General features: G+C 34.3%; 25 protein-coding genes. 6 read left to right on the forward strand and 19 right to left on the reverse strand.

The features are described from left to right. Positions 1–93 precede the first annotated feature (93 nt). From SOJ_RS12270 to SOJ_RS12295, 6 genes are all read right to left on the reverse strand, one after another. Positions 94–1,029, reverse strand: coding sequence for an aldo/keto reductase (locus tag SOJ_RS12270; RefSeq protein ID WP_002508429.1), 936 nt, complete (start codon positions 1,027–1,029; stop codon positions 94–96). Between the two features lie 454 nt (positions 1,030–1,483). Then, positions 1,484–1,825 (reverse strand): DUF1450 domain-containing protein, encoded by a 342-nt coding sequence (locus SOJ_RS12275; RefSeq protein WP_002508430.1) that lies wholly within the window; start codon positions 1,823–1,825, stop codon positions 1,484–1,486. A gap of 244 nt (positions 1,826–2,069) precedes the next feature. Continuing rightward, the gene (locus tag SOJ_RS12280) at positions 2,070–3,038 is read right to left on the reverse strand and encodes a sugar phosphate isomerase/epimerase family protein (RefSeq protein ID WP_002508431.1); all 969 of its coding nucleotides are present in this window, start codon (positions 3,036–3,038) and stop codon (positions 2,070–2,072) included. Positions 3,039–3,068: 30 nt separating this feature from the next. After that, the gene (locus SOJ_RS12285; protein ID WP_176723065.1) at positions 3,069–4,106 is read right to left on the reverse strand and encodes a Gfo/Idh/MocA family protein; all 1,038 of its coding nucleotides are present in this window, start codon (positions 4,104–4,106) and stop codon (positions 3,069–3,071) included. A 28-nt stretch (positions 4,107–4,134) separates the two neighbouring features. Next, the gene (locus SOJ_RS12290; protein WP_002508433.1) at positions 4,135–4,851 is read right to left on the reverse strand and encodes a ThuA domain-containing protein; all 717 of its coding nucleotides are present in this window, start codon (positions 4,849–4,851) and stop codon (positions 4,135–4,137) included. 18 nt (positions 4,852–4,869) lie between these two features. Then, positions 4,870–5,952 carry a Gfo/Idh/MocA family protein gene (locus SOJ_RS12295; protein ID WP_002508434.1) on the reverse strand — a complete coding sequence of 361 codons (1,083 nt, stop codon included), beginning with the start codon at positions 5,950–5,952 and terminating at the stop codon, positions 4,870–4,872. 229 nt (positions 5,953–6,181) lie between these two features. Here SOJ_RS12295 and SOJ_RS12300 point away from each other — a divergent pair, with 229 nt between their 5' ends. After that, complete coding sequence (locus tag SOJ_RS12300) at positions 6,182–6,931, forward strand: MurR/RpiR family transcriptional regulator (RefSeq protein ID WP_002508435.1); 750 nt, start codon at positions 6,182–6,184, stop codon at positions 6,929–6,931. A gap of 66 nt (positions 6,932–6,997) precedes the next feature. On the opposite strand, the gene SOJ_RS12305 is transcribed toward SOJ_RS12300, so the two are convergent. The 6 genes from SOJ_RS12305 to pta form a co-directional block, all read right to left on the reverse strand. Then, positions 6,998–8,602 (reverse strand): alpha-glucoside-specific PTS transporter subunit IIBC, encoded by a 1,605-nt coding sequence (locus SOJ_RS12305; protein ID WP_002508436.1) that lies wholly within the window; start codon positions 8,600–8,602, stop codon positions 6,998–7,000. Between the two features lie 330 nt (positions 8,603–8,932). Further along, positions 8,933–10,009, reverse strand: a complete 1,077-nt coding sequence (locus SOJ_RS12310) for a phosphomevalonate kinase (protein WP_002508437.1) — start codon at positions 10,007–10,009, stop codon at positions 8,933–8,935. Between the two features lie 12 nt (positions 10,010–10,021). Then, a complete protein-coding gene (gene mvaD, locus SOJ_RS12315; protein ID WP_002508438.1) occupies positions 10,022–11,005 on the reverse strand; it encodes a diphosphomevalonate decarboxylase in 984 nt (327 codons plus the stop codon). 5 nt (positions 11,006–11,010) lie between these two features. Next, positions 11,011–11,934, reverse strand: a complete 924-nt coding sequence (gene mvk / locus SOJ_RS12320) for a mevalonate kinase (protein ID WP_002508439.1) — start codon at positions 11,932–11,934, stop codon at positions 11,011–11,013. 599 nt (positions 11,935–12,533) lie between these two features. After that, positions 12,534–13,370 (reverse strand): lipoate--protein ligase family protein, encoded by an 837-nt coding sequence (locus SOJ_RS12325; protein WP_002508440.1) that lies wholly within the window; start codon positions 13,368–13,370, stop codon positions 12,534–12,536. After that, positions 13,370–14,356, reverse strand: coding sequence for a phosphate acetyltransferase (gene pta, locus SOJ_RS12330; RefSeq protein WP_002508441.1), 987 nt, complete (start codon positions 14,354–14,356; stop codon positions 13,370–13,372). Before pta ends, SOJ_RS12325 begins: the two co-directional genes overlap by 1 nt. A 170-nt stretch (positions 14,357–14,526) precedes the next feature. On the opposite strand from pta, the gene hemQ reads away from it, so the two are divergent. From hemQ to SOJ_RS12345, 3 genes are all read left to right on the forward strand, one after another. Next, positions 14,527–15,276: a hydrogen peroxide-dependent heme synthase gene (gene hemQ, locus SOJ_RS12335; protein ID WP_002508442.1), complete on the forward strand. Its 750-nt coding sequence runs from the start codon at positions 14,527–14,529 to the stop codon at positions 15,274–15,276. A gap of 573 nt (positions 15,277–15,849) precedes the next feature. Beyond that, complete coding sequence (locus tag SOJ_RS12340) at positions 15,850–16,617, forward strand: threonine/serine exporter family protein (RefSeq protein ID WP_172457968.1); 768 nt, start codon at positions 15,850–15,852, stop codon at positions 16,615–16,617. Positions 16,618–16,628: 11 nt separating this feature from the next. Then, the gene (locus tag SOJ_RS12345; RefSeq protein WP_002508444.1) at positions 16,629–17,081 is read left to right on the forward strand and encodes a threonine/serine exporter family protein; all 453 of its coding nucleotides are present in this window, start codon (positions 16,629–16,631) and stop codon (positions 17,079–17,081) included. Positions 17,082–17,317: 236 nt separating this feature from the next. On the opposite strand, the gene SOJ_RS12350 is transcribed toward SOJ_RS12345, so the two are convergent. The 4 genes from SOJ_RS12350 to SOJ_RS12365 all read right to left on the reverse strand — a co-directional run bounded on the left by SOJ_RS12350 (position 17,318) and on the right by SOJ_RS12365 (position 20,316). Further along, positions 17,318–18,805, reverse strand: coding sequence for an APC family permease (locus SOJ_RS12350; protein WP_002508445.1), 1,488 nt, complete (start codon positions 18,803–18,805; stop codon positions 17,318–17,320). Between the two features lie 63 nt (positions 18,806–18,868). Beyond that, on the reverse strand, positions 18,869–19,231 hold the full coding sequence (locus tag SOJ_RS12355; protein ID WP_002508446.1) for a DUF423 domain-containing protein: 363 nt from the start codon (positions 19,229–19,231) through the stop codon (positions 18,869–18,871). Positions 19,232–19,255: 24 nt separating this feature from the next. Further along, positions 19,256–19,645, reverse strand: coding sequence for a DUF5327 family protein (locus SOJ_RS12360; RefSeq protein WP_002508447.1), 390 nt, complete (start codon positions 19,643–19,645; stop codon positions 19,256–19,258). Between the two features lie 2 nt (positions 19,646–19,647). Beyond that, positions 19,648–20,316: a uracil-DNA glycosylase gene (locus SOJ_RS12365; RefSeq protein WP_256092338.1), complete on the reverse strand. Its 669-nt coding sequence runs from the start codon at positions 20,314–20,316 to the stop codon at positions 19,648–19,650. Positions 20,317–20,688: 372 nt separating this feature from the next. Here SOJ_RS12365 and thiD point away from each other — a divergent pair, with 372 nt between their 5' ends. Then, positions 20,689–21,519: a bifunctional hydroxymethylpyrimidine kinase/phosphomethylpyrimidine kinase gene (thiD, locus tag SOJ_RS12370; RefSeq protein ID WP_002508449.1), complete on the forward strand. Its 831-nt coding sequence runs from the start codon at positions 20,689–20,691 to the stop codon at positions 21,517–21,519. 76 nt (positions 21,520–21,595) lie between these two features. Here thiD and isaB read toward each other — a convergent pair whose 3' ends face one another. Then, on the reverse strand, positions 21,596–22,105 hold the full coding sequence (gene isaB, locus SOJ_RS12375; RefSeq protein WP_002508450.1) for an immunodominant staphylococcal antigen IsaB family protein: 510 nt from the start codon (positions 22,103–22,105) through the stop codon (positions 21,596–21,598). A gap of 238 nt (positions 22,106–22,343) precedes the next feature. On the opposite strand from isaB, the gene vraX reads away from it, so the two are divergent. Further along, positions 22,344–22,514, forward strand: coding sequence for a C1q-binding complement inhibitor VraX (gene vraX / locus SOJ_RS14505; RefSeq protein WP_002508451.1), 171 nt, complete (start codon positions 22,344–22,346; stop codon positions 22,512–22,514). 263 nt (positions 22,515–22,777) lie between these two features. Here the strand turns inward: vraX and SOJ_RS12385 are convergent, their stop codons facing one another. Both SOJ_RS12385 and SOJ_RS12390 read right to left on the reverse strand, forming a co-directional pair. Then, entirely contained in the window at positions 22,778–23,218 is a 441-nt protein-coding gene (locus tag SOJ_RS12385) for an ASCH domain-containing protein (protein ID WP_002508452.1), read from the reverse strand. Positions 23,219–23,354: 136 nt separating this feature from the next. Beyond that, positions 23,355–23,618: a hypothetical protein gene (locus SOJ_RS12390; RefSeq protein ID WP_002508453.1), complete on the reverse strand. Its 264-nt coding sequence runs from the start codon at positions 23,616–23,618 to the stop codon at positions 23,355–23,357. Position 23,619 lies beyond the last annotated feature (1 nt).

Raw genomic sequence — 23,619 nt, forward strand, 5'->3', positions numbered from 1 at the left:
TTTCCAACATACTATTTATCTATATTTTTAGGTTTAAAGTTTATAAATATAAAAAGTAGATAAACACTACATGGTTCATCTACTTTAATGTTATTATTCTATTGGAAATAATTGTTCTATTTTTTCGATTTCCTCATTTGTTAATTTAAAATCAAGGGTTATTAAATTATCCACGACTTGGTTTGGTCGTTTGGCTCCCGGAATAATAACATCTAATGATGGTTTAGTAAGATAATACGCTAATACAACGTGTACTACATCTACTCTATGATTATCAGCAATCACTCTGAGTTGATCTACTTTTTCTAAGTTTTCTTGATATCTTTCACCTTGAAACTCTGGATTTTCAGCACGAAGATCATCAAACTTCGTGTTCTCTGTATATTTACCAGCTAATAGACCTGATACTAATGGGAAATATGGAATAAATGTAATATTATTTTCTGAAGTATATTCTAAAATCGCCTCATTTTTACGATTCAATAAATTATATTCCATTTGAACGACATCTACATATCCATCTTTATTCGCTTCTTTTAATTGTTCTAAGCTGAAATTCGAAACGCCAATTGCTTTTATTTTGCCTTCGTCTTTTAATTCTTTTAAAGCTGCTACGGCTTCATTTTTAGGTGTTGATTCATCCGGAGAATGAATATAATACAAATCAATATAATCTAATTGTAGACGTTTTAAACTTTGTGCCACCTGCTCTTTTAAGAATTGCGGATTATTCGAGATTTGTACATTTCCGTCTTCATCAAAATAATGTGCACCCTTCGTAGCTATCGCAAATTCTTCTCTCGTAAATTCTTTTACTGTCTCCCCGACAAGTTCTTCTGAACGTTCAGGTCCATAGATAAATGCCGTATCTAATAAATTAATATCATTTCTAATTGCTGTACGTACAGTTTCTTTCCCTTGTTCTTCATCTAAATTATTATAAAAGTTATGACCACCTACTGCGTTCGTTCCTAAAGCAATGGGTGATACTTTAACATCTGATTTACCTAATTGTACTTTTTCCGCCAAACTTCTTCAGCTCCTTATATTAAATATGAATCGCGTATTTTAAAATACGATTTCTATATTTATGCTCGTTAGCCTCGCAATATTATTGAACAACCTTTTGCACGTCTTTATAAATCAATAGCTAAAAACCGGTGTGCAAAGAACCATTAAAATTTAATTGTTTCACTAACTTCATAATTTGTATTTACCCTTTTCAGCTCATTTTATATGTGTTTTTATGAATAAATTGTATTTTTAAACCATTTCATTACTTTTATCAACAAATGAAGCAAATATAATACTATCTTTATAGAATTTATCATGATAATTCTAATATTTTAAATAAATTGCTTGGACCAGAACAACACTAATTGCTATAAAAAACACAAAAAACAGCAGTGCAACTTAAATTCATAAGTCTCACCACTGCTCATTCACTTTCAAATATTATCAATATAAACATTGCATCTATATGTTATTTCGCACTTTTTCGCTGTGCGAGTTTCTCTTTCAATTTTCTATCTTGTTCTTCTTTACGACGTTTACGCAACTCATTACGCTGTCTCAAGCGCTCTTCTTCTTCTGGATCTCTTGGTTTTTGTAACTGTTTCATTACTTTTTCCATGAGTTCTTCTTCTGTTAGTGCAGCCAGCGGACGGTTATTAACAAACGCAAATGTTTTTCGTCTGCCTGGACCACAATAGGATTGACAGCCAATCTCTATTTCAGCTTCAGGGTCTAATTTCGTCAACTTTTTTTCTAATGATTTACAATCCACACCCTGACAATCATCACAAATTAGAAATTTATTTTGCAACTACACCCTCACCTTTCTAGTAATATACAGAGTCAAAAATCCTATGCTAATTTAATATGTATAGGTGCACGCATTCACATTTTTTGTATTTACAACTCTAATTATTTTACTCTTTTAAGTAAAAATTTCAAGTTTTTAATTATATTGTTTGCCTATTATGACTTGATTCAAGTTGTCTTATAAATAAAAAAGTGAACTTAGTATATGCTTTTATATTCGCATACTAAGTTCACTTCATCGACTTTTAAGTCCACCATAAATCTGGTGCAGGATTTTCTATATTTACTGATTTCAAATTATTTACTGCTTTAGTAAAACCTTCTTCAATCGACATAATCGGATCTTCATGTTCGATACTTACGACATAATCATAGCCATTGATTCTCAATGCGCTAATGATTTCTCCCCATACTTGTGGGTTATGACCATAGCCTACAGTTCTAAATGTCCAAGCACGCGTTTGTACATTGCCATAAGGTTGCATATCCGTTAAACCATACATATTTACATTTTCTTGATCAATGTATGTATCTTTAGCGTGAAAATGGTGAATTGCATTTTCACGACCTAAAATTTTAATTGCAGCAACTGGATCGATACCTTGCCACCACAAATGACTAGGGTCTAAGTTAGCACCAATCGCATCATTTGTCGCTGCTCTTAATTTCAACAATGTATAAGGGGTATGTACTAAAAATCCCGCATGTAGTTCAATTGCGATTTTGACACCTTGTTCTTTTGCGTAATCTGCTGCTTTTTTCCAATATGGAATTAGTTTTTCTTCCCATTGCCATTCTAATATTTCAGAATAGGCTGTTGGCCATGGCGTTACTGGCCAATTAGGATATTTTGCTGTTTCATCCGAACCAGCCACACCTGAAAAAGTATTAACCACTGGCACATTTAATAAAGCCGCTAATTTTATTGTTTTAAACAAAGTATCATGCGCATCTTGTGCATGATCTTGATTTGGTGAAATTGGATTATTGTGACAGCTAAAAGCACTAATGCCTAAACCACGTTGGTGTATTTTTTTTAAATATTCAGCTCTTTTACTTTCATCTTCTAATAATTCATCTAAAGGGCAAAATTGATTACCTGGATTACCTCCAGTACCTAATTCAACCATATCAACACCCGCATCGGCTACATAGTCCAACATTTCTTCAAAAGTCTTATCTTGAAATAATACTGAGAACACACCAATTTTCATAAATTAAACCCTCCCCAAAATTTTAAAACATTACAATCGAATACTATGTCCTTCTGTGCTGCTTTGATATATCGCATCTATTAATATATTAATTTTTTGCGCTTGTTCAGGTTGTACGACTAACGCTTCATGCCCTAGACAACTGTTCACAAAATTAAGTGCTTGTCTCTGGGCTGCAATTTCTTCATCATGTGCTGCATCGGCTTGTTCTGTAAAAAACGTGCCAAACCGTGGTTGGTATATTTCAAAGGGATATAAACTTATGCCACCGTCCACACCTGAAATGCTTATATGTTTTGTATCTTCTTTAATATTTGCTGACCAGGAACATTCAAATTGCATCGTTGAATGATCTTCAAAAGTAATGAAGCTCGTGACATGATCATCTACATCAAACGTTTCATGATCAAATTCTCCCCAGTCATTGATTTGATTCGGCGTTTTGCTTAGTCTGTTATATGTTTTACCTAGGACTTCAATGGGTTCAACATCTTTTAATAACCATAATGACAAATCTAGCAAGTGACATCCGTAATCGATCAGACTACCGCCACCTTGCAATGTTTTATTCGTAAACACACCCCAACCTGGCACTTTTCTTCTACGTAAGGCTTGTACACGTGTGACAAGCGCATCACCAACTACGCCCTCATCCACAGCATTTTTTGCGGTAATCGCAGCATCCGTAAATCGATAGTGATAACCTATAGCCAATAATTTGTCAGCACGCATAGCAGCTTTAACCATCTGTTCGCATTCTAATTGATTCATCGCCATCGGTTTTTCACAAAACACATGGACACCCGCTTCTAAAGCCGCAATAGAAATTTCTGCATGGAATTTATTTGGTGTGCAAATAGCTACGGCATCAACCTTTTCAAACATAGCTTCATAACTTTCAAACACTGTACCAATTGCGAATCTATCCGCTACTGTTTTCGCCAGTGTTTGATTGACGTCTTGCACTGCCACAATTTCAGCAAGATGACTTAAATTTTGAAATGCAGGAATATGTCTGCCTTGCGCAATACCACCACAACCAATAATCCCGATTTTCAATTTTTCCACATTCCCCATAGTAATCAAACTCCCAACCCTATTTTTCTTTTATTTCTTCTAACGGTTGAGCATTGCCATATTGATGTTTCGGTGTATTGGAATTACATGCCCATTTCACACCATTTTTGATGACTTGTTGGATGTTGGCATTATAATATGTCGGATAACTTTCATGACCTGGTCTGAAATAGAATATTTTGCCATTACCCCTTTTAAAAGTTGCTCCGCTTCTAAAGACCTCTCCGCCTTCAAACCAGCTAATAAAGACAGTTTCATCAGGTGCTGGAATATCAAAATGCTCTCCGTACATTTCTTCTTTTTCTAATTCAAAATATGAATCTAAGCCTTCAGTAATCGGATGTGTCGGATCAACTACCCATAACCTCTCTTTTTCATCTGCTTCTCTCCACTTAAGGTCACAAGTGGTACCCATTAAGTTTTTGAATATTTTCGAGAAATGTCCAGAATGTAACACAACAAGCCCCATGCCATCCAATACACGTTGTTTCACTTTTTCGACAATGACATCATCAACTTCATCATGAGCTTTATGCCCCCACCAAACTAATACATCTGTGTTTGCTAATACATCATCTGTCAGGCCATGTTCAGGTTCGTCTAGTGTCGCTGTCTTAACTTGGTGTTCAGCCTCTAGAAAAGAAGCTAATGCTTTATGAATGCCTTCTGGATAAACTTTTTTTACTTCAGCACTTTCTTGTTCATGACGAAATTCATTCCAAATTGTAATATTCAATAGTAAGCTCCCCTTTGATTAATGTTTATTTAAGTATACCGCTTTTCCTGTTTTTGCAGATTCATATATCGCTTCTAATATTTGAGTCACTACAAATGCTTCTTTCGGTTTTACGACTGGCTCAGTATCATGAATAATATTATTTATCCAAGCACGTGCTTCTTCTTCAGCTTCATCGATTTTTTCACTTTCATAAAAATCAACACCTGCATTATCTACTTCAATTTGAGATGTATATAAAGTGCCGAATGATTCACCATGGATGCGCAAACCATCTTTCATATCAGCGCCACCATGCGTACCTGACAATGCACATTTCGCTTCATCCACGTCTAATGAATTGAGTGCCCAACTAGATTCTAAGATAATCGTTGCGCCATTACGCATCTTAATAAAGCCAAACGCTGAGTCTTCAACAGTAAATTTATCTGGATCCCATGATCCCCAAGCATTTGCCGCATTGTCTTGTTTACCTAATTTATGAAAAGTAGATCCCATAACAGACTCTGGCTCGTAATTATCCATCATCCATAATGTTAAATCTAAGGCATGTGTACCAATATCAATTAATGGTCCGCCTCCTTGTTTCTCTTCATCTAGGAACACACCCCAAGTAGGAACTGCACGACGTCGAATTGCTTGTGCTTTACTATAATAAATATCTCCTAAGTCTCCACGTTGCGTCACCTTCCGTAGATGTTGACTGTCTGCTCTAAATCTATTTTGATAACCAATTGTTAATTTTTTATTATTTCGCTCCGCTGCATCAATCATTTCGCGTGCTTCGTCTGAAGTTTTAGCCATTGGTTTCTCACACATTACATGTTTACCCGCATTTAATGCTGCGACTGTAATATCCTTATGTGTATTATTCGGCGTACACACATGTATGACTTCTATAGATTTATCTTCGAGTAACTGTTTGTAATCTTCATATATTGCCGCATTGTCTATACCATATGTTTCCGCTGCAGATTCAGCTTTCGCTATGTCTATATCGCAAAAAGCGACCATAGTTGCTTCTGAAATTTTTTCTAAACTTGGCAAATGCTTACCATTAGCTATGCCACCGCATCCAATTATTCCAATTTTCACATTCATAAGACTCATCCCTTTATATTAAATTTATCCAACCTTTAAAGTAACCGCTTACAAAATTTCGTATTACATTTAAGCTTTATTTCTTTTAAAAGCTTAATACTTAGTTTCATATTAAAATACAATATTAAAAATACCAATAAATTTGACGTATTTAGATTTTATATATTAACATTAGAATATATTTTCAAATTTCGGAAAATTTTCCAATGAATAGGTGGAATCTGCACATATGGTACTTGATCATCTTATAAATAAACACTTTGAAGAATTAACTGAAAATGATTTACATATCATCAATATCATACGTCAAAATATGGATGACATGTCAGCTATGAAAATTCATGATTTAAGTAAACTGACGCATACTTCCATCTCAACGATTCATAGACTCGTTAAAAAAATGGGGTTTGAAGGCTATAGCAACTTTAAGTTTTACTTAAAAATGGAAAACAACACGCAACCATCACATTTAGCAAACACTGACCCGATTGTCGAAGATGTGCAAAGAACCGTAGAACACCTTGAAATGTTCGACTATAAACTTTTAAACCGTTTATTAGAAGATGCACCTTTCGTCTATATATTCGGTACAGGCATGGCTCAGCAAAATGTGGCTCGGGAAGCCCAACGTCATATGCTTTCTATCTCTAAACGCTCTATTGTAGTTAATGATGAAAATGAATTGCGCTTAGCAATAGATCAAATGTCTCCAGAAGATTTACTTTTCATCATCTCTCTATCTGGTGAAACTAAAAATTTAAAAGAACCTATTCAACTCATTAAATCACGTGAATTGCATTACGTCTCAATCACAACTCTACATGACAATTATATTGCCAAAAATGCAGCATTCAATATTTACGTCAACAGTGCGCCAATGCAATTTTTTAATAATACGGAATATTACAGTTTCACTCCATATTATGTAGTTTTTGATTTTATCGCTAGAACATATCACAACTATAAAATTTCCAAATAATGATACAAATTATATGATGTAAAGCAACGATATTGTTGACTTTACATCATATTTAATTTTGTAGCCTTACGCATCGTGCTTAATAATTTGCTCTGCCGCTTCTCTCACTTGTGGAACCGAAAGCCCTACGATGACTTGCACGTTTTTACCACTTTTCACAAGACCATGCGCGCCACCTACTGTTTTAAAATAATCAGCTTCTTCTACTTTTTCAGGATCTTTAACAGTCACACGTAATCTAGTTGCACAATTTGTTATATCAGCAATATTTTCAGTGCCACCCAAGCCTTCTAAATAAATCGCAGCTTTTGTTTCATATTCGTTTTTATCACTATTTTTTTTATTTTTATTTTCCTTATAATCACGCTTCGTATAGAGCTTAGCATCTATATCATCATCCTTCTCTCTACCTGGCATAGGTATATCCATTTTTAGTATGATAAATCTGAATAAATAATAATAAATGAATATGAATATAATACCTATAATAAATTGAGCAACGTAAGTTCCCCAATGAGAACCAAATAGTGGAATCCAATTGGTTGCTGCAATTTCAATGAAGCCACCACCTAAATTACCTACGAGACCAAACCCATGCATAATTGTTACCATTGTTGCTCCAAGTATAGCGTGGATTAAAAATAGGAACGGTGCTATAAAGATAAACGTAAATTCTAAAGGTTCTGTAATACCTGCAAACACAGCTGTTAAAGTAGCCGCTAGTAATAATGCCCCAACTTCTTTCTTTTTATGTGCTTTTGCTGTTGAATATATCGCAAGTGCTATACCAATTGAACCGAACATTTTAATATTACCTTGTAATAAAAATCCACCACCGGGGAAAATTTCTTTTAGTGGTTTTGTTGTTTGCGAATACTCAGTTAAATGAGAAATCCAGTATGATTTTATACCACCATCGACCACTGCCGGTCCATATTCAAATGGTGTATATATGAAATGATGTAACCCTGTCGGAATTAAAATTCGTTCTAAAAAGTGGAAGAGCCATACGCCCACATAACTTGATGAAGCTAAAAATACTTGTAACGAAGCAATCCATCCTTGAACAATAGGCCACCCCCAACTTGTTAAAAAAGCTAAAGGTATCATAGCAAAAAATGCAATCATGACAACAAACGGCGAACCTTGGAATATTCCTAAAGACTCTGGCAATTTCTTATCATAATATCGATTATGTAACCAAATCGCGATGCCTGAGATGATGAGTGCACCGATAATATTTGTATCTAACGTTTTAATACCTGCGAGTTCCGTAATACCTGTGACTTCTCCAGCATCACCCTTAAAGTCCACGCCAAAAGCAGGCCCCCATGTCGTTAATATGCTATTTATAAAATAATTAAACATCATATAAGTTACTACCGAAGACATTACTGCATGACCAGCTGATTTTTTAGCTAGTGAAATAGGTAAGCCGATAACGAAAATAAGTTCTATATTTTCAAATACAGTCCATCCACCATTTTCAATTAATGACCATATTTGAAACCATAAACCATTAGGATCAGCTAGCTGACCCATAATCGCCTCGTTTTTAAACAGTGTAGCTATACCAATAATAATCCCGAAAAATGGAAATAGTAATACTGGAACAATCATTGCGCCACCAAATCTACGAATTGCATCTCCAAACTTACGTCCGAAATTCATAATAATCACCCTTCTATCACCGCACTATTGTAAGCGATTTCTTAAGATGATCGTATGCTTTAATCTCAATGAGTTCAATAACATTTGTACATTTAGACAATTGATTTCTACAACTGAATTTATTTCCATTTAGAGGTAAATTTTCCATAGAGTGATATTAGATGTATTCTGACTAACGACTACGTATTATGAGTTGATTAGCAATGGTCGATGGGTTTGGTTTATGGGTCTGGTTGATTCGCAGTTTACTTTTATTCAATTTCAGCAAAAAAAAAGACAGTAATGAGCAGGACATATATTTATGCCTCAGCTTCATACTGTTCATTTTCATTATTGACCGTGATATATATTAAACTCCAAAGGTTTTACTTCATTTTCTAACCATTCATCGTAAATGCGTTGTTTATTAATACCTTTATTGATTATCGTGATGCCACAATCTCCACCGCCTGCACCTGATGTTTTGGCAGCACCGCCATATTTTTCAGCTACAGAACACAACACTTTTAAATGCGCAGTTTCAATATCAACTGTCGCTTCTTTATCCATAGATTGAATAATTTCACGGTTGATGCGAATCATTTGTTGCACGCCTTTAATATGATTCGTTTTAAAAGCATGTATCAACTTCTCAACACATAAATGAGAGCGTTCCAAGAATTTACCATAAAAAGTAGGGTCTGATTTCAAGCGTTTCACTTCACTCACTAAATGGTGTGATGAAGCTGGTGAGCCAGTCCAACCTATAAGCACTTCCATATTCTCTGGTGGCTGTAATGGTTCGATATGAAGCCCAGGCCAGTTTTTATTCAATACATCATTGACTGACGTATCTTCGATTTGCTGTGATACCCATTCATGATCAAACGTACTATAAGCTAACCAGCCAGTATAAACACTAACAGCAATATCACCACAAGAACTTAAACTCTGTAACTTCATATTTGCAATAACTGCAAGTTTGTAAATATATAAATTAGATAAATGCATACCATAAAATTCATTCAAAGCTTTAACCACTGATACCAAGACAGCTGCACTAGAACCTAAACCATATTTATGCCCATTTGTATCGTCTAAATTACTATCAATTGTTAAATTGAAATGTTTTAAAGGCATATTATTACTTCTTACAAATTGTTCAAAGATTTCAATTGCTGTGATGACATACTTCAATTGTTTAGCCGCATTTAAATCTGAAACTACAATTTTATCTTCACGTCTTTGAAATGTGACTGGTTCATGATGTAAAGTCTTAGAATGTATCGTGCCTTGAGTTGCATTTGAATCTTCAATAGAAGCAGTTACAAATCGATCTACTGCGATTAATATTGATTTATATCCAGGTTCGACAACTGCGTATTCACCTGCAATGTATAGCTTCCCTGGTGCTTTAACTTGAATCATTTTATCTCTTCCTTACTCAATAATTTCTACGCCTGTACGTGTAATGTCGCTCGCAATGATTTGGTCTTCTTTAAACGATTTATGTAATGCATCAATAACCGCTTGTTTATTTTTCTTTTCTACTAAAATTTTAACATTAGGGCCTGCGTCCATCGTAAAGTAACAAGGATGACCCGCCTTACGACATTGGTCTACGATGTCCATCACTAAGTAACTGTCATCGACCATATAAGTGAACGGCGGTTGAGCACCTAAGTTTGTTGCATGCATGCGTAAACCATTGGCTTCAATCACTTCCCCTAATTGTTTAAAATCTTTTTGATTTATTGCATGTTTAACTGACGCTATGTCCTCATCCACATGGTCTAACCAATATTGATAAAAACGTGATGTATCACGTGTAAGTGACATACCGGCACGACTTGAAACTTTTTTCGATTTATTATTAATGACTACAAATATCATTGCTAAATCGTCTTCCCAATTATCTGCTTCAACAGGAAAACTGTACGATGTCTCATCATCATACCCTTTTTCCCATTCTACAAAACCGCCATAGATACTTCTAGAAGCTGATCCTGACCCCCTACGTGCCAATCTAGATAACGCTTTGCCTGTTAAACCAAGATTCAAAGCTGCATCACAAGCTGCTGCTAATGCCGCATAAGCACTTGCTGAAGATGCTAATCCTGCTGCTGTAGGGACATAATTATCACTTTCAATATAGGCAAACATTGAGGTTTGACTTAAGTCGCGGAACACATCCATAAAACGGTGTATCTTAGCCGCTTCTGCGTCATTTACTGCTTGACCATTCAAAATAAGCGTATCTTTAGTATAGCTTTCATCAAATGTCACTTTAGTTTCAGTATAAAAGCGATCTAATGTAACCGACAAACTATTATTCATCGGAATAATATAAGTTTCATCAGCTTTACCCCAATATTTTATTAGCGCAATATTTGTATGTGCACGTGCTTTACCACTATTAACCAACGTCATTAACCTCCTAAATATTCAATCCATGTGTGATGTGCGCCTAAGTCTTTCGCACTTTCAACAATTTTCTCAGCCACTTCTAAGGTTGAAGCAAGTACAATCATACTACCACCGCGACCGCCGCCAGTTAATTTTCCAGCAATGGCGCCTTGTTGTTTACTTGCCTCAAGTAATGTTTCAATTTTATTATGGCTTACCGTTAATGTACGTAAGCTTTCTTGACACAAATTAAAGATAGAGGCTAATTTTTCGAAGTTATGATGCTCTATAGAGTCACTTGCTTCATATACAAGTTGACCAATATGTTTCACATGTTCTAAGTACGTACTATCTTCTTTACATAAATTATGTACATCTTCAACTGCTTGTTTCGTAGAGCCGAGTACGCCAGTATCAATAACAATCATGTAACCATTCAATTCTAATGGCTTTAATGTCGTTACTTTACCTTGCTTAAACCATACTGGCTTATTCGATACAATCGTTTGTGTATCAATGCCACTTGGTTTACCGTGTGCAATACGTTCCGCCCAATTAGCTTCTTCTATCAACAACTTATCAGATAATGGTTTGTTGAGGTAATCGAAACTTGCACGCACAAAAGCAACCGCCATTGCAGCACTTGAGCCTAGTCCTCTAGATGGTGGTAAGTTTGTATCAATCGAAACTTTTATAGGTGTTTGGATTTCATATTTTTCTACAAAACGAGTTATTACTGCCTTTAAATGTTCAGGTGCATCAATTAACTCACCTTCATATACATCACTTTTAATACATGAAGAAAGAGGTTCTTCTATAGATTCTATTTTCGCTCTCACTTTCCCGGTCGTAAATGGAATCGCTATTGCTGGCTCGCCAAATGTAACAGCATGTTCACCAATTAATATTACTTTTCCATTCGCTTCCCCATATCCTTGTTGTGTCATATTCTCAATCACCTTTAGTATTTTCTTTAGTTTTATATTTTAAGTAAGCTACACATTACAGACAACACTGATTTTAATCATTTCAGAACACCACAATGCATTCTGCTTGAAATTTGCCAGGAAATTCCGTGTTTTAAAGTCTCGTTGTTAGCCAATCTAATATGTCTTTTATCATTATTAATTTGAAAAGACTGCTCGTATTCTATAGGAAAATACTCAACCTTAACTAATTTTACACACATTATTATACATTATCTCATAAATTTTATATTATGCCATACAACTCTAGTCATAGTTACTTGGTTTATTTTTAATTAAATAACAGAAAGTGCTTTTTCAAAAGTTAATACCTGCTACTAATTATAATCAATACTTTTCCATTATAAAACTCTATAGTCTTATATTCAAAAAGTTAACATGATTTTACGGAAATTTATTTAAATTAGTTAGTTTTAAACTACACTTTTCCTATATTACTTATTTAGTTTCTATAATTCAACAATTAGAAAGATTTATGTCAATATTTTTTATATTAACTATAAAAAAGACCAGAGCCGTTACTTTAATAAAAAAGTACCGTTTCTGGTCTTAATAATGATTTAATCCATTGCTTGATTCATCTTAGCGTTACGTTCAATCATTTTTTCAAAATAACCTTCATAGCGTTGCCATTCATCATCTGTTATAGGTTCCATATTTAATCGTCCACCTAAATCTTTAAGCGCGTATAATAACTTAAACATTACGTCTTGAACAGTGATTGCTTTGCTTAATAATGACTCTAATGACGCCATGCATTGTGGATCTATATTTGGATAAGTAAATTTTGTTTCTTCATCCTTTAACGCGCGCTTATAAAAAGACTTCATCATATCGGCGCGTTCACTGCCATCACCTTCTACACAAAGATATACTTGTACAGCAATGCCGCCACGTACTCGCCTTTGTGAAATGCCTGCAAATTTTCGTCCATTAATACTTAAATCAAATTTCCCTGGACAATATGAACGTTCAATTTCGTGTGTTTCAATCTCTACGTCTTCATCTTCAAACATTTTTGAAACCAATAAATACATTACTGTAAAAGCTTCGTCTATTGTAATGTCATGTTTACCTTTAAATAGGAGAGAAATATTGAGTATACCTTGGTCTAAGACTACACCTAGGCCACCTGAATTTCTAACAATCGCATTATAGCCACGTTCTTCAGTAAGATAACGAATACCATCTTGTAAAAAAGGTAGGCGTGAATCATGGATACCTAAAATGACTGTATGTTGGTGTATCCAAGTACGTACAACATTACATGATAAATCTTTGCCAACACTTTCTGAAAATGTATCATCGAATGCAAATGATTGCATAGGCGCTAACCCAGAAGAATGGTCAATATAACGCCAATCTATACCATTAAAGTATTTGCTTGCTAAATCCATTATTGTAATGTTTGCGCAGCAGTGATGATTGATAAATTATACACGTCTTCTGTTGAACAACCACGAGATAAATCATTCACTGGAGAATTAAGTCCTTGTAGTACTGGACCTACTGCATCAAAACCGCCTAAACGTTGTGCAATTTTGTATCCAATATTACCGGCTTCTAAACTTGGGAAGATAAATACATTAGCATTACCTTGTATTTTTGCGTCTGGTGCTTTTTTCTTAGCAACTTCAGGTACGATTGCTGCGTCAAATTGGAATTCACCATCTACAACAACATCTTCAATATTGTCAGTTTTAATTTTCTCTTGCGCTAAGTTCACTGCATTTGCTACTTTTTCAACATCGTCTGATTTTGCAGAGCCTTTTGTTGAAAAACTTAACATTGCTACACGCGGTGTCATGTCAAAGCTTTTAGCAGTTTTTGCACTCTCTACTGCAATTTCAGCTAAGTCTTGTGCTTCAAGTGTTGGATTGATTGCGCAATCGCCGAAGATATATTGTTCTTCTCCTTTAATCATAAAGAAAACGCCAGATGTTTTTGAAACGCCAGGTTTCGTTTTAATAATTTGTAACGCTGGGCGAACTGTATCGCCTGTAGAATGTGCTGCACCGCTGACTAGTCCTTCAGCTTTACCAGTATAAACAAGCATTGTACCAAAGTAGTTTACATTTTTTAGCATTTCTTGTGCTTGTTCTTCAGTCGCTTTACCTTTACGGCGTTCAACGAAAGCAGTTACTAATTCTTGTTTCAATTCACTTGTTTCTGGATCGATAACCTCAATGTTAGTAATATCTAATCCTTTATCATTAGCTAAAGTCTTCACATTAGCTTCATTACCTAATACTACTGGTGTAACATATTCCGTATTTTGTAATTGTGTTGCTGCTGTTAATACGCGTTCATCTTCACCCTCAGGTAATACGATTCTCACATTTTTTCCTGAAAGTTTTTCTTGTAATACATCTAATAAAGACATAGGGGCCTCCTCGAAATTTAAATCTATTTATTTACACTATATAGTATACGTTATTTTTTTATAGAATTCCATGTCACCAATTTGTAATCATTTACTTATGTTTTAACAGTTTCTTTATGGTAGAATTTTATAGTGAAGACATAGAAATTTTCACAAAGGAGCGATTTACAATGCCACAAGTACCAGAAACGTTAGACGGTTGGTATAGTTTACATTTATTATATGCTATTGATTGGACTACTTTACGTTTAGTTCCAGAGGAAGAACGTCAATCTCTCGTGGAAGAATTACAATCGTTTTTAGATAAGCACGAAGAAGCACGCACAAATAATGCAGGAGATCATGCATTTTATAATATTAATGGTCAAAAAGCAGACCTTCTTTTATGGGTATTACGTCCAGAAATGAAAGATTTAAATGCTTTTGAAAATGAATTTAATAAATTGAAAATTACAGATTTCTTAATTCCAACATATTCTTATGTTTCTATCATAGAATTAGGTAATTATCTTGCAGGAAAATCTGATGAAGATCCATATGAAAATCCTCATATTAAACCAAGATTATTCCCAGAATTACCTCGTACTGAATACATCTGTTTCTATCCAATGGATAAACGTCGTGGTGAAACATATAACTGGTATATGTTACCACTTGAAGATAGAAAGAAACTTATGCATGATCATGGCATGATTGGTCGCCAATATGCAGGTAAAATCAAACAATTCATCACTGGATCTGTTGGTTTTGACGATCATGAATGGGGCGTAACACTTTTTGCAGAAGACCCACTTCAATTCAAAAAAATTGTTTATGAAATGAGATTTGATGAAACAACTGCACGCTACGGCGACTTTGGTAGTTTCTTCGTAGGTAATATCATCACAAAAGATGTCTTACAAGATCTATTTTCATTATAAAATACAATAAACGATTCCGTTCATATTAATGGAATTGTTTAAGACTGTCGGCAAAGTATCTAACTTTGTCGACATTTTTTATACATTTTCATAAACCGTTACTCGCTCTTACTCGCTCTGGCATTTAACATGTTGTTACTTAAGGTTCGCAAGCTTACGCTTGCATAACTCGCTCTAGCTTTCAACATGTTGAAAGCAGAGCGAGTAAAAAAAGGCACACTTGCTATTAAACAAGTGTGCCTGAGTCTGTGTAGTGTGTTTGGGAGAACTTTAATCACTACTTAATTTAATATTAACTGTTAAATATTGTCGCTACTCAATATTTGTCTGAAACAGCTAACTAATATTATTTTAGCCTATTTGCGAAATTTGAAACATATTTAAATTACTTAAATTGTATAAAATGTTATATTTTAAATTTTATAAAGCGTATAAGTTACTTTCTGATTCTTCTAACAATTTTTAAGAGTAAAGTGTTACAATAAAAATTATTAACTCAATAACTTATTCCTATGCTATGAATACAAAAACATAGCTTTAGTTAAATACTTCATTATTGGTGATTAAATGACAATATACAATCAAACAGTTGAAAGTTATGATGAAAGAATGGCGAAAGATGTTATTTTGCTTGCAGGACGTATCCTGTTGGAATCTGGTGCAGAAGGTTCCAGAGTTGAAGATACAATGACTCGAATTGCAACTACATTAGGCTATCCAGAAAGCAATAGTTTCGTAACAAATACTGTAATTAACTTCATGTTACATAACGAATCTTATCCTAGGATTTTCAGGATTAAAACACGAGATACAAATCTTCATCGCATATCAAGAACAAATGGCATATCTAGGCGTCTTGCTTTAGGTGACATTTCACTTGAAGATGCCTTTCAAGAACTGCAAAAAATATATCACGAACAAAGCATTAACCATGATCTAATTTTCAAATTTATAGCTGCCGCTATTATCGCAGCGAGTTTTTTATATCTTCAAGGTGGCATCTTAACAGATGTACTTACTGCTATTTTGGCTGGGTCCTTTGGCTTCATTGTTGTAGAAACGCTTCAAAGGAAACTACATGCTCAATTTATCCCAGAATTTATGGGCGCAATTGTCATCGGCCTCATAACCGTTTCAGGGCATCATTTAATACCCGGTGGTTCGATATCTACTATCATAATAGCTTCAGTAATGCCTATCGTGCCTGGTGTATTAATCACGAATGCCATTCAAGATTTATTCGCCGGTCATATGTTACTATTTACCACTAAATCACTAGAAGCCCTAGTGACTGCTTTTGGTATAGGCGCCGGCGTTGGTACTATACTCATTATTTTTTAGGAGCAATGTCTATGTTTTGGATTTTAAATTTAATATTTAGTTATACTGCTTCCCTTTTCTTTGGTGTGATATTTGATGTACCAAAACGCCTATACAACACAGTTGGTATTGTAGGTGCGTGTGGGTGGATGTTTTATATTTTATTTTATGAAGGTTTTCAATTCCATACTATATATTCTAGTTTCTTTGGAAGTATTGCGTTAGGTATGCTGAGTCACATCATGGCTCGTTATAAAAAGGAACCCGTAATTATATTTATGGTTCCAGGTATTATTCCACTCGTTCCTGGTGGCCTTGCATTCGATGCAACAAAAAACTTAATCTTATTAGAATTTAGTAAAGCCATTAATACAATGCTAGAAGTGACTTTAATTGCTGGTGCTATCGCTTTAGGATTACTTTTTGCTGATCAAATATCAAAGCTTATTGTTTCTGGTACGAAAATACGTAAAAAAAGAATTTAAAATGCATGATACTAAATCAAAAACCTGAGAAAAATCATTTGTAATAATGATTTTTCTCAGGTTTTTTGTTACTCGTCATTTCTATAATCAAACCTCTAATAATAAAAGCCCTCCAATATAAACACTTTTAATGTGTCTGTATTGAAGGGCGTATATGAAATTATATAATCCAAGTTTAAATGTTAGAATTGCATAATTTTACATGCAAAAAACATGATTATTATTCACAAAAATAACTAGGTGTTCGCTTTATCTGATTTATTTTTATTAATTAAATCTACTATTTCATCTTCTGATTGATTTAAAATAAGTTTACTTAATCTGTCATTATCCATATTTTTCAGTTTTGGATAACGTACAACAAAGAAAATCAAACCAATGATTAACCAACCGCCTAATGCGATATAAGATGGGGTTGAAAGTGCCGCTGGTGACCCAGGGACTAATAATAACAGTAAGAACACAAATGAAACGATTGAACCTAATATCGCAAATACTTTGTATACAGGTCCGTATGTGTTACTTGATTTATCAAAACTAAAGAGTCTTGCTGCTGATAAACATGTAATAAAATAAGCAATTGATACACCTGTTGAAGACATATCAACAATCCATGTTAATGCAGTACGACCTAGCCACGGTGCAATTAATGTAACAGAAACTAAAAAGAAAATTGCAATATAAGGTGTCTTATATTTTTTATGCAATTTACTAAATACAGAAGGCATAATGCCTGAGCGTCCCATTGAGAATAATAAACGGCTTGAACTCATCAAGAATCCATTTAAACCAGTGAATATCCCCATCATAATTGCGATTGCTAGCACTGCTAAACCAATGTAACCAAATGCCTCTTGTGTCACAGCACCTGTTAACCATAAATTACCATTTAAACTTGTAGATGAGCTACTTAACCAACTTGTGTATAAAATCATTAATACATAAGTAAATGCTGCGGCAAGTAAACTATAAACGATTAATTTAAATGTTTTATTCGGCGCAAAATCAAATTCTTCTGCTGTTTGTGGAATATTATCAAATCCAACATATGCCCATGGCGCTACTGCCACAATCATAATAATGGATGTAAACCAACCTTCTTTTTCATTCGTTAACGGTTGTAAATTTTCAAAAGAGAAGTTATTCCCGAAGAATGAACCGAAAAATAGTAATACGATTGTTATAACCAATGCTACACAGAAATAAAATTGTAGAGACCCTGATACACTTGCACCTTTAATTGCTATAAACATAAAGACAATTAATAATAACGATGCAATAAGAATCTCAGTTATATAAACATCCCATCCTGCAATAGGATATAACTTACCAGTTTCTAATATATCTGGTAGTAAGAACTTAATTAATAAACTAAATGCTGTTGCGTTTAAAGCTACAACACATATATATCCAAAAGTTAAAAACCAGGATGAGAAGAAACTAACGTACCTTCCAAATCCTAAAAAACTAAATGCAAATGCTCCACCTGAAACTGGAAAACGTTCAACTAAAGCACCATAACTTACTGCAATCAGTATCATTAATAATGCACCAATTACAATACCTATCGCTGCAGATATAGGGCCTGATTGACCAATCCAGTCACCAGGTAGGATAAATGCACCCCAACCTATACATGAACCATAGGCTATAGCCCATACAAATTTCTCAGATAAGTTTTGTTTTAAATCTCCTCTATCTATTTGCTTATCATTTTGACTCATAAATAAAATTCACCTCATGGACTGTATTATACCCACAAGATGAATTCTATAACAATTAAAAATTTATAATTTAAATGTTCCGATAATAAGCATTAACCAACCTACTATGAATAAAACCCCACCGATTGGCGTAATTGCGCCAAGGATACGAATTTGAGTTAATGCCAAAATGTATAATGAGCCACTGAAAAAGACGATACCGAAGAACATGAGCCAACCTGCCCAATTCACGTTAATTGAAGTTGTACCACTAATGATACCAAGCGCAAGTATGCCTAAACCATGATACATTTGGTAAGTCGTTGCTTTTTCCCATACTGATAAATATTTTGCTGATAGTTTATTTTCTAAGCCATGTGCACCAAATGCGCCAGTTCCTACTGCCATCATTGTGTTCAATGCACCTAATATAATAAATACTTTCATCATGCTATTTACTTCCCTTCTTAATTAAAAATCAAATATTGAATCTCCATTACCTATTTCATCATCTGTAACCAACTTGTTAGCTGTAAGTGATGTGTCAGAAACGCTATTTTGTGGCGCTGGTTGTGATGTTTTACCGCCCATCGCTCGAATCTCTTCCTCAGATACAGCTGGTTTTTTAGAAGCTGATTGGGGTTTTGAAGTACCATTACTTACTATAGTAGATGTTTGAAATGACGAAGAAACATTATACGTATTATCTTTATAACTTTTATGCTGACTTGTCGACCCTGTAACAAGTGAAGTCAACGTATGAATAGCATAAATATGCTTTTCAAATTCAGCATTATTATTTGCTTCGTCCGCTGCTACTAATTCTTGCTCAATTAACTGTATAACCTTATCTTTTTCCATGTTTATGCCTCACCTTCACACCAATTCACTGGTGCTTTACCATTTTCTTGTAAATACGTATTTGTTTGAGAATATGGTTTTGAACCAAAGAAACCACGATAAGCAGATAAAGGACTTGGATGTGGAGACTTAATAATATGATGTTTTGATGTATCTATCAATTTGACTTTTTGTTGTGCGGGTTTTCCCCATAAAATAAACACAACATTTTCTAATTGTTCAGATACTGTTTTAATCACTTCATCTGTGAAAAGTTCCCAGCCAATTTCTTTATGTGAATGTGCTTCACCTTGGCGAACAGTCAGAACTGTATTCAATAACAAAACACCTTCGCGCGCCCAATCTTGTAAATGTGGCGTTGTTCTTTCACAACCTATGTCCTCTTTAAGTTCTTTATACATATTACGCAACGAAGGTGGAAACTTAGCATCTGGTTGTACTGAGAAAGCTAAGCCATGTGCTTGATTCGGTCCGTGATATGGATCTTGACCTAATATGACAACTTTCACTTGTTCAAATGGTGTTAAATCAAATGCTTGATAAACATTCTCTCTATCTGGGTATACAATTTCTGTTGTATATTCTTTTTCTAAAAATTCGTGCATCGCACTAAAGTCATGTCGTGTAGTAATTTCATGAAAAACATCTGACCATTCCATATTCCCTCTCACCTCAGTTTGTATTTTAACATATTAGAACTACTTTCACGTGCAAGAAATTATGCGCGTGAATAAGTAGATCTTATGCATGAGCTTCAGCTCAGGCGAACCATTATTTCTACTTTGTATTCACAAGAATAGAACCACTTATGCATGTAAAGTAGTACTTCTTGCGTTAGCAAGATTAGCACTACTTATGCAAGTGCATCAGCACTTGTATACCTTCAAACCAGATCAGGTAACTCTATTTCTCTTCATCAAAAATAAAATTAATCTACCTTATACAAAGTAGTTAAATATTGCTCGCTATTTAAAAGGTCATTATTTAGAATACTCGACAAACGTGGTATGATATGTACAAAAGAAATTTAGGAGTGAAGATTCATGGCATTGAAAAAAACATTAACGATTGCAGGTTCAGACACAAGTGCAGGGGCAGGTATGCAAGCAGATTTAAAAACATTTCAAGAGTTAGAGACATACGGCATTGTTGCTCTGACATCAATCGTTACAATGGATAAAGCGACATGGTCTCATGACGTAACGCCAATTCCATTTGATGTATTTGAGAAACAATTAGAGACAGCAATCTCAATCCACCCAGATGCTGTGAAAACAGGTATGCTCGGTACACAAGAAATAATCAAACGTGCTGGTGAAGCATATGTAGAATCTGGCGCCGACTACTTTGTCGTTGATCCAGTAATGGTCTGTAAAGGCGAAAACGAAGTATTAAATCCTGGCAACACTGACGCAATGATTGAACATTTATTACCTAAAGCAACTGTCGTAACACCAAATTTATTTGAAGCAGGACAACTTGCAAATCTAGGTACTTTAAAATCAATAGATGATATGAAAAAAGCTGCTGAAATCATTCATAAACAAGGCGCACAGCATGTCATTATTAAAGGTGGTAAAGCTTTAGATCAAGATAAATCTTATGACCTTTACTATGATGGTGAACACTTCTACCAATTAACTACTGATATGTTCCAACAAAGCTATAATCATGGTGCAGGCTGTACTTTTGCTGCAGCAACTACTGCGTATTTAGCCAACGGCAAAACACCTAGAGAAGCAGTTATTGCTGCCAAAGCTTTTGTTGCTTCTGCAATTAAAAATGGTTGGAAGATGAATGACTTTGTAGGACCGGTTGACCACGGTGCATATAACCGTGTTGAACATATTGATGTTGACGTTACAGAAGTTTAAAAACAACGCTATCAATAAAATAAACCAAGTAGAAATTAAATATATTTCTACTTGGTTTTTGTATATTAAATATGCTTTATGATACTGTCACACTCGTTACATAACCATCACTCATATGAAATACGATATAACCTTCGCCTACTTTATACCCATACAAACCATCGGAGCTATTTACTTTGTCCCCATGAAGCGGTGGTTGATATTCAAAGTTTTGTCCAAATTGCACTCTCATACCTTGTAAACTTACTGCATCTTCCGCTATCTCAAATTCTACTGAATTAGCTTTATTACCATTTACTTTTTCAAATTTTTGATCATAAATTACTTTGCTCTCAGAACCAGAATCATATTTACTATTCACTTTAATATCATTAAAAGTAACATTACCTGCTTTCAATCCATTATAAAATGCTTGATCTAATACAAAATCTCCACCTTGAGCTGTGTAGCCTTGATACTCATAATAAGGTTGCGTCGTTTCTGCTTGTGCTTCACTTTGTGATATGTCTTCGTTAGCAATGCTTAGGCCTACTGTAGTTCCAAACACAATACTACATGCTACAAAAGTCTTCGCAATTTTTTTCATACATTATCACTCCAAGCTTGAATTTTAAAACACGATACATCTCAGTTACAATTTACACCACAATTCAACAAAGTTCAATTCTAACCCTTTTGCTTCACTCACCATTTTCACATACTTTTTACTTTTTAAATCATATACGACATAAGACCGATACGAAGTTGATACTGAAGACTCATGTATTTTCCAAGTAAATCTATTAGTATATTAAGTGTAGAGAGAAAAAGGAGGGAATCACAGCATGATTATCTACAAACAGGCTTTTGAAAATGGTAACCCAATATATGAAATTATCACTAAAACTTTCAAAACAATTTCTGTTAAATTTGATGAAAATTTCAGCATGAATGAATTATATAAGTTACTCTCTCTACTTGAAAGTGATGTTGATAATATGAAACTAACCTATTAATAACATTTACTTTACACCTAAGACTTTTCAAAATTTAGCTTTAAACAGATTACAGAAGAACATATATGCAATAAACTCCCCTTTAGAAATTAGAAGTTTAAAAAGAATAAAGGCAACATAAGTTGTCCCCTTATGTTGCCTTGACTAACACAACCCTATAAACACTCACCCTATGAGCGGTACACAGTTAGACAAAGATTGTCCCCTTTGTTGTGCTTGGAGAGAATACTCGAAGCAAGTTCTAACTTATGTACCGCTCTTTTTTATACATACAATAACTTAAATTCTTCACACACCATAATTTCTGATTCATCAAAAGGAATACCTAATTCAGCATAATATGATTCGAAAAATTCGATATGTGCTTGGCGCCAATGTGCCAGTGACTTATCTCCTTCACCTTCAAGATATGCATGATGTTCAGTAACATCATTAAATGGTGTTTGATAAACACGTGTAGTTTCAATGATACATTGCGGGTTTCCTTTTTCATTTAATACAACACTGATATCACCGACTTGTGGTAACGCTTCTTCCTCTACTTTATAAGATGATAATCCACTTGTCGTCGCAGTTTTCATGCCCTTTTTCACTAAATCAGCTAATTCATCTTCGTCAACACCAAAAGACCAAGCATCAAATTGCACACCTTTATATTCAGGAAATGCTTCAATAAAAGATCTCCAATATGTTTCTACTGTCATAGTTATCCTCCTAGTATACTTGTTACTTCACTTATTATTGTATCGTACTCTTTTAAATTAACACAAAAAAGTACTCGCCAATGCATTATACCCTCATCCTTTGTATACACCTTGAACACCATAACCAATTCAACATTTATATTTTCACAATAAAAATTTTTACATCACCGCTTTGATTAGAAATAACCATTTTTTCGTTTGTTACAAGTTCAAAATTTAAAGATTCATTTATTTCAACCGTTGCCATGTATTTCACTTTGTATGCTACCCATGCTAATTTTTTATTTGTAAGTGCTAGCTGCACAATCAATTGACCAGGCACTATATGTTGATGCACTGGGTTTTGATCATTAATTAAGCCTAAATATTCATTCACTTGTTCTGTTGTTATTTGTATCATA

This window comes from Staphylococcus sp. OJ82 (genome assembly GCF_000294465.1).
Taxonomy (GTDB): domain Bacteria; phylum Bacillota; class Bacilli; order Staphylococcales; family Staphylococcaceae; genus Staphylococcus; species Staphylococcus equorum.

What these genes read in the sequence shown, in the direction of transcription:
- SOJ_RS12280 (WP_002508431.1), bottom strand. Translation starts at nt 3,038, where the DNA reads ATGAAAATTGGTGTGTTCTCAGTATTATTTCAAGATAAGACTTTTGAA.
- SOJ_RS12295 (WP_002508434.1), bottom strand. Translation starts at nt 5,952, where the DNA reads ATGAATGTGAAAATTGGAATAATTGGATGCGGTGGCATAGCTAATGGT.
- SOJ_RS12300 (WP_002508435.1), top strand. Translation starts at nt 6,182, where the DNA reads ATGGTACTTGATCATCTTATAAATAAACACTTTGAAGAATTAACTGAA.
- SOJ_RS12305 (WP_002508436.1), bottom strand. Translation starts at nt 8,602, where the DNA reads ATGAATTTCGGACGTAAGTTTGGAGATGCAATTCGTAGATTTGGTGGC.
- SOJ_RS12310 (WP_002508437.1), bottom strand. Translation starts at nt 10,009, where the DNA reads ATGATTCAAGTTAAAGCACCAGGGAAGCTATACATTGCAGGTGAATAC.
- mvk (WP_002508439.1), bottom strand. Translation starts at nt 11,934, where the DNA reads ATGACACAACAAGGATATGGGGAAGCGAATGGAAAAGTAATATTAATT.
- SOJ_RS12325 (WP_002508440.1), bottom strand. Translation starts at nt 13,370, where the DNA reads ATGGATTTAGCAAGCAAATACTTTAATGGTATAGATTGGCGTTATATT.
- pta (WP_002508441.1), bottom strand. Translation starts at nt 14,356, where the DNA reads ATGTCTTTATTAGATGTATTACAAGAAAAACTTTCAGGAAAAAATGTG.
- hemQ (WP_002508442.1), top strand. Translation starts at nt 14,527, where the DNA reads ATGCCACAAGTACCAGAAACGTTAGACGGTTGGTATAGTTTACATTTA.
- SOJ_RS12345 (WP_002508444.1), top strand. Translation starts at nt 16,629, where the DNA reads ATGTTTTGGATTTTAAATTTAATATTTAGTTATACTGCTTCCCTTTTC.
- SOJ_RS12350 (WP_002508445.1), bottom strand. Translation starts at nt 18,805, where the DNA reads ATGAGTCAAAATGATAAGCAAATAGATAGAGGAGATTTAAAACAAAAC.
- SOJ_RS12355 (WP_002508446.1), bottom strand. Translation starts at nt 19,231, where the DNA reads ATGAAAGTATTTATTATATTAGGTGCATTGAACACAATGATGGCAGTA.
- SOJ_RS12360 (WP_002508447.1), bottom strand. Translation starts at nt 19,645, where the DNA reads ATGGAAAAAGATAAGGTTATACAGTTAATTGAGCAAGAATTAGTAGCA.
- thiD (WP_002508449.1), top strand. Translation starts at nt 20,689, where the DNA reads ATGGCATTGAAAAAAACATTAACGATTGCAGGTTCAGACACAAGTGCA.
- isaB (WP_002508450.1), bottom strand. Translation starts at nt 22,105, where the DNA reads ATGAAAAAAATTGCGAAGACTTTTGTAGCATGTAGTATTGTGTTTGGA.
- vraX (WP_002508451.1), top strand. Translation starts at nt 22,344, where the DNA reads ATGATTATCTACAAACAGGCTTTTGAAAATGGTAACCCAATATATGAA.
- SOJ_RS12385 (WP_002508452.1), bottom strand. Translation starts at nt 23,218, where the DNA reads ATGACAGTAGAAACATATTGGAGATCTTTTATTGAAGCATTTCCTGAA.
- SOJ_RS12390 (WP_002508453.1), bottom strand. Translation starts at nt 23,618, where the DNA reads ATGATACAAATAACAACAGAACAAGTGAATGAATATTTAGGCTTAATT.